The 5,554-nt window shown below is 31.1% G+C and carries 7 protein-coding genes; 3 read left to right on the forward strand and 4 right to left on the reverse strand.

Features of this window, described 5'->3' with window-relative positions:
* Window positions 1-1,965: valine--tRNA ligase (locus tag ACIQ2I_RS07470; RefSeq protein ID WP_396181798.1), on the reverse strand; the 1,965-nt coding region annotated here is incomplete at its 3' end.
* A 155-nt stretch (window positions 1,966-2,120) separates the two neighbouring features.
* Between ACIQ2I_RS07470 and ACIQ2I_RS07475 the strand changes: the two genes are divergently transcribed.
* A complete protein-coding gene (locus ACIQ2I_RS07475; protein ID WP_396181799.1) occupies window positions 2,121-2,552 on the forward strand; it encodes a DUF1573 domain-containing protein in 432 nt (143 codons plus the stop codon).
* 60 nt (window positions 2,553-2,612) lie between these two features.
* On the opposite strand, the gene ACIQ2I_RS07480 is transcribed toward ACIQ2I_RS07475, so the two are convergent.
* Genes ACIQ2I_RS07480 through ACIQ2I_RS07490 form a run of 3 tightly spaced genes read right to left on the reverse strand, consistent with a single transcriptional unit; the run spans window position 2,613 to window position 4,290 of the window.
* Complete coding sequence (locus ACIQ2I_RS07480; RefSeq protein WP_396181800.1) at window positions 2,613-3,182, reverse strand: YceI family protein; 570 nt, start codon at window positions 3,180-3,182, stop codon at window positions 2,613-2,615.
* A 20-nt stretch (window positions 3,183-3,202) separates the two neighbouring features.
* Complete coding sequence (locus ACIQ2I_RS07485) at window positions 3,203-3,835, reverse strand: NAD(P)H-dependent oxidoreductase (RefSeq protein WP_396181801.1); 633 nt, start codon at window positions 3,833-3,835, stop codon at window positions 3,203-3,205.
* 2 nt (window positions 3,836-3,837) lie between these two features.
* Window positions 3,838-4,290, reverse strand: a complete 453-nt coding sequence (locus tag ACIQ2I_RS07490) for a MarR family winged helix-turn-helix transcriptional regulator (RefSeq protein WP_396181802.1) — start codon at window positions 4,288-4,290, stop codon at window positions 3,838-3,840.
* A gap of 179 nt (window positions 4,291-4,469) precedes the next feature.
* On the opposite strand from ACIQ2I_RS07490, the gene ACIQ2I_RS07495 reads away from it, so the two are divergent.
* Both ACIQ2I_RS07495 and ACIQ2I_RS07500 read left to right on the forward strand, forming a co-directional pair.
* Window positions 4,470-4,778, forward strand: coding sequence for a rhodanese-like domain-containing protein (locus tag ACIQ2I_RS07495; RefSeq protein ID WP_396181803.1), 309 nt, complete (start codon window positions 4,470-4,472; stop codon window positions 4,776-4,778).
* A gap of 18 nt (window positions 4,779-4,796) precedes the next feature.
* On the forward strand, window positions 4,797-5,554 hold a 758-nt coding region (locus ACIQ2I_RS07500; RefSeq protein WP_396181804.1), incomplete at its 3' end, for a cation:proton antiporter.

Consider the following 5,554-nt stretch of genomic DNA (forward strand, 5'->3'; position numbering starts at 1 on the left):
CCAAGAACAGAAATCGTCCCAAACTAATTTATAAGTCGCCATTAACGCTTCTGATAATCTGTATTTTTCGAAATTATCTTCAATTTCTAATAGGGTTTGTTGCAGTTTTGCTTCGTACCATTCAATTGCTACTTTTGAAGATTCTGGTTGTGGAATAGTTTCAGAAACTTCCCAACCTTTAATCAATTTAAAGGCATTCCATATTTTGTTCGTAAACGCTTTTCCTTGATTACATAATTCTTCATCAAATAAAATATCATTTCCTGCAGAAGCACTTAATAATAATCCCACACGAACTCCGTCTGCACCAAATTTTTCTATTAAACCTAATGGTTCAGGAGAATTCCCTAATGATTTAGACATTTTTCTTCCTTGACTATCACGAACTAATCCTGTTAAATATACATTTTTAAAAGGCTTAGTATCAGTATTTTCGTAACCTGCGATAATCATACGGGCTACCCAGAAGAATAAAATATCCGGACCAGTTACTAAATCGTTAGTTGGATAATAATATTTAAAATCTTCATTTTCTGGATCCATAATTCCACCAAAAACCGACATTGGCCATAACCATGAAGAGAACCAAGTATCAAGTGCATCAGCATCTTGGCGTAGGTGTTCAGTGGTCAGTTCTGAGTTGGCAGTTTTTACTTTAGCTAAAGCTAAAGCTTTTTCTTTTGTTTCAGCTACAACGAAATCTTCTTTTCCATCACCATAAAAATAGGCCGGAATTTGTTGTCCCCACCACAATTGTCGAGAAATATTCCAATCGCGAATGTTATTTAACCAATGCGCATACGTATTATTGAAACGACTAGGGTATAATTTGATTTCGTCAGATTCTAAAACCGCATGAATAGCTGGCTTCACTAAATCTTCCATTTTAAGGAACCATTGATCAGATAAACGAGGTTCGATAACACATTTCGTTCTTTCAGAAGTACCAACATTGTTAGTATATTGTTCTACTTTATCTAAAGCATTGATTGAAGTTAATTCTGTTTCAATTTCTGTGCGAACTACGAATCTATCTTTCCCTTCATAATGTAATCCGAACGAGTTTAAAGTAGCATCTTCATTAAAAATATCGATAATTTCTAAATTGTGCTTGTCACCTAAAGTTTTATCGTTAACATCGTGAGCTGGCGTTACTTTTAAACATCCTGTACCGAATTCTAAATCCACATATTCATCTTCAATAATCGGAATAATCTTTCCAGAAATAGGTACGATGGCTTTTTTTCCTTTTAAATTGAAATGTCTTTCATCATTCGGATTGATACATATGGCAGTATCTCCGAAAATAGTTTCAGGTCGAGTAGTGGCAACCACTAGATAATCTGAAGAATTTTCGATTTGATACTTGATGTAATATAATTTTCCTTGACGTTCTTCAAAAATTACTTCTTCGTCAGATAAGGTTGTTTTTGCTTCTGGATCCCAGTTTACCATTCGGTAGCCTCTGTAAATCAATCCTTTATTGTATAAATCTACAAACGAACGAATTACAGAAGCTGACATGTCAGGATCCATAGTAAATTTAGTTCGTTCCCAATCACAAGAGCATCCTAATTGTTTTAGTTGTTCTAAGATTGTTCCGCCATATTTATCTGTCCAATCATAAGCGTGTTTTAGAAATTCATCACGAGTTAAATCGAATTTATCAATACCTTCCGATTTTAATTTTGCAACAACTTTAGCTTCTGTAGCAATAGAGGCGTGGTCTGTACCAGGAACCCAACAAGCATTGAAACCTTTTAAACGCGCACGACGTATTAACACATCTTGAATGGTATTATTCAGCATATGACCCATGTGTAATACACCTGTTACATTTGGTGGTGGAATTACTATAGTATAAGGTGTACGGTGGTCTGGAGTGGAATGAAAATAGTTGTTTTTCATCCAATAGTCGTACCATTTTTTTTCTACGGATTTGGCGTCAAATTGGGCTGGTATCATTTATATTTTGTTAATTGTAAATAATTGCGTCTTTTGGTATACTTTTTGAAATGTATCTGCAAAAGTAATTATATAAAATAGAATAAAAAAAATGTATTTACTTTTTGTTAGTTAGTTTAAATAACATATTTTTACAATTCTCAAATTAATAAAAAATGAAAAAGGTAGTACTTATTTTAGGTTTAATGGTAACCAGTTTATCAGCTTATGCACAAAGTGGTGCAAAAATTGAATTTAAAGAAGAAACCATTAATTATGGTGATGTTTATAAAGGTGTAGATTCAGGAAAAAGAACTTTTGAATTTACCAACACCGGTGATGTGCCATTGATTATTAAAGATGCTAAAAGCAGTTGTGGATGTACCGTTCCAACAAAACCAACTGAACCAATTGCTCCAGGAAAAACGGGTGTTATTGAAGTACAATACAATATGAATCCAGGGCCTATTAGTAAAACAATTACAGTTGATACTAATGCCGTTAACAAAGAAAACGGAATGGTTGCTTTACGAATTAAAGGAACTGTTTTAGTAAAAGAAGAGAAAAGTATTTTAGAAAAAAAGCCTGCTGGACCAGTATCTAAATAAAAATGATAAACACAAAAAAGTCCTGATTTCTCAGGACTTTTTTTTATACTAAGTTTTAAATTACCAAGCTAAATTTACTTTTAATTCAAAATCGTCACTAATTGTTTTGTCTCCTAAATCTGAGAAAAATGAACCAGAACCGTATTTTATATCGTATTTTGTTCTGTCTACTTTTAATGTAGTGGTAGCAATATTTCCATTAACTGTAATGTCGAAAGTAATTGGTTTTGTAATTGCTTTGATAGTTAAATCTGCAGTTACAGTATATAAACCGTTTCCTTTTCCACTAATAGTTTTGAAAACTAAGTTGGCTGTTTTATGTTTTTCAACCCCAAAAAAGTCTTCTGCTTTTAAATGTCCGTCTAAGTTTTCTTTTCCTTGACCTGGTCTTAAATCCGTAGTGTTAATTGTTGTCATGTCAACAGTAAATGTACCTCCTTGTAGTACTTTACCTTTAAATACTAAAGCTCCACTTTGTAAACCAATAGTTCCAGAATGGGAACCTGTTACTTTTTTCCCTGTCCAAACGATACCGCTTTTTGCTGCATCAATTTTTTTTGTTTGTTGTGCATTTACCGTAAATGTTGCCAATGTTACTAATGCTACTGCAATTGTTTTTAAATTTGTCATGTTTGTTAAATATTTAGTTATTAAATTGATTCAAATAATTCAGATATTGATTTTCTTACTTTTGCATAATGTTGTGTAGCATCTTCATTATGTCTGTAACCTATTGTTGCTACTAAAGTGGCGTGTAATCCTTTTTCTGTTAAACCTAAAATTTCGTTATATTTTTCTGGGATAAATCCTTCCATAGGAGTAACATCAATTTTCAATTCAGCTGCAACATTTAATAAATTGGCTAATGCCAAATACGCTTGTTTTTGTGACCAAATAAATTGTTTTTCTGGAGTTAAAGTAGTGATATTACCAATCATAAAATCAGCATAAGCTTTTATACTTTCTACTGGAATATTTCTAGTTTTGGCCATATTCTCTACAAAATTATTTATGTATTCAGAGTCTACATTAGTAATACTTGCAAAAACAAATAGGTGAGAAGCGTCTGTAATTTGACTTTGTCCCCAAGATGCTGGTTGTAATTGTTTTCTAATTTCTTCATTTTCAACAATTATAACTTTATAAGGTTGCAACCCATAAGAAGAAGTACTTAGCTGAATGGCTTCTTTTAAAATTTCTAAATCTGAATTAGAGATTTTTTTTTCGCTGTTAAATTTTTTGGTAGCGTAACGCCAATTCTGATTTTCAATAAATGTGCTCATAATTAATTTCTGTACTTTTCTAATAAATTATTTAATTGGGTTAATTCTTCTGTTGTTAAATTGTTTGCTAAACTATTTTCGTGTTCAATTACTATTGGATCTAAATTTTTTAAAATTTCCAAACCTTTATCTGTAATTGTAATTTCCATTTTTCTTTTATTTGACGGACAAATTTTACGGATTACCAATTCTTTTATAATTAATTTGTCTACCAAACGAGTGGTGTTGCTATTTTTAGAAATCATTCGTTCTTGAATAACAGACATATTTGCTGGTTTTCCTTTTTGACCTCTTAAAATGCGTAACACATTATATTGTTCGCTCGATAAATCAAATGGTTTTAATATTTCTAAAAAACGATCTGCAACAATACTTTTTGAAAAAGATAAATTGAGAATTACCTTTTTTGCTAAAGATAATTCAACTGTACTTTTTATTTCTTCTTCAATTTTCATCACTATTTTTATTTGTAGGTACAAATGTAATTAAATTATTTTATTTGTATATACAAACGTTATTAAATTAATGTTAAATTTTAAAATTAATTCTAAAATACTGAAATTAGAGGTTGGCGATGGAAAATAAATTTTTATATCTAAATTCTTATTGTAAATTTGATGAAAATTAAGTGTTTATGAATTTAGAACAAAAAGAGTGGTGGGAAGGCTTTTTAACCACTGAGAACGCAGCTATATTAGACGTAAGAACAGAAGAAGAAGTAGCAAACGGTTACATTCCGGAAGCTATAAATATCGATATATATAAAGGTCAAGGTTTTATTTACCAAGTAGAAGAGTTGGATAAAGAAAAAACCTATTTTGTTTATTGCTTAGCTGGAAGTAGAAGTGCTCAAGCATGCGGCATTATGAAACAATTGGGTTTTGAAAATGTTTATAATCTTGTAGGAGGCATTTCGCAATGGGAAGGCCCTATTGAAAATTAAATTTAGCAAAGTTGCTTAATGAAGAATTATAAAAATAGTTTTTTTTATTTGATAGTTGTTGGCATATTTTCTGCTTTAATTTATTGGACAATTAAAAACGGAAAATTATTAGAAAAATCTGATGTATTAAAAGTAGTTTCAAATGAAAACTCATATTATCAGGAGTTTTTAGATTCTTTGCACCATAATCTTACCCATCCGTTAGCTATTTTATTAGCCCAAATTGTTACGATAATTTTAGTAGCCAGATTTTTTGGTTTAATTTGTAAAAAAATCGGGCAACCTTCAGTAATTGGTGAAATTATTGCAGGTATTGTTTTAGGACCCTCATTTTTTGGAAGTTATTTACCAGAATTTTCTGTATTGTTATTTCCAACTACTTCCTTAGATAATTTAAAATTTTTAAGTCAAATAGGCTTGATCTTTTTCATGTTTGTTGTAGGAATGGAATTGGATTTAAAAGTACTCCGAAATAAAGCCAAAGAAGCCGTAATTATTAGTCATGCCAGTATAATTATTCCTTTTACATTAGGATTGGTTTTAGCTTACACAATTTACACAGATTTTGCTCCAAAAGGAATTGAATTTATTTCTTTCGGATTATTTTTAGGCATCGCAATGAGTATTACAGCCTTTCCTGTTTTAGCCAGAATTGTGCAAGAACGTGGGTTGCAAAAAACAAAAATTGGGGCTATGGTTATCACTTGCGCTGCGGCAGATGATATTACCGCTTGGTGTTTGTTAGCTGGGGTAATAGCAATTGTAAAAGCCGGTTC

Source organism: Flavobacterium sp., from assembly GCF_044368995.1.
GTDB lineage: Bacteria > Bacteroidota > Bacteroidia > Flavobacteriales > Flavobacteriaceae > Flavobacterium.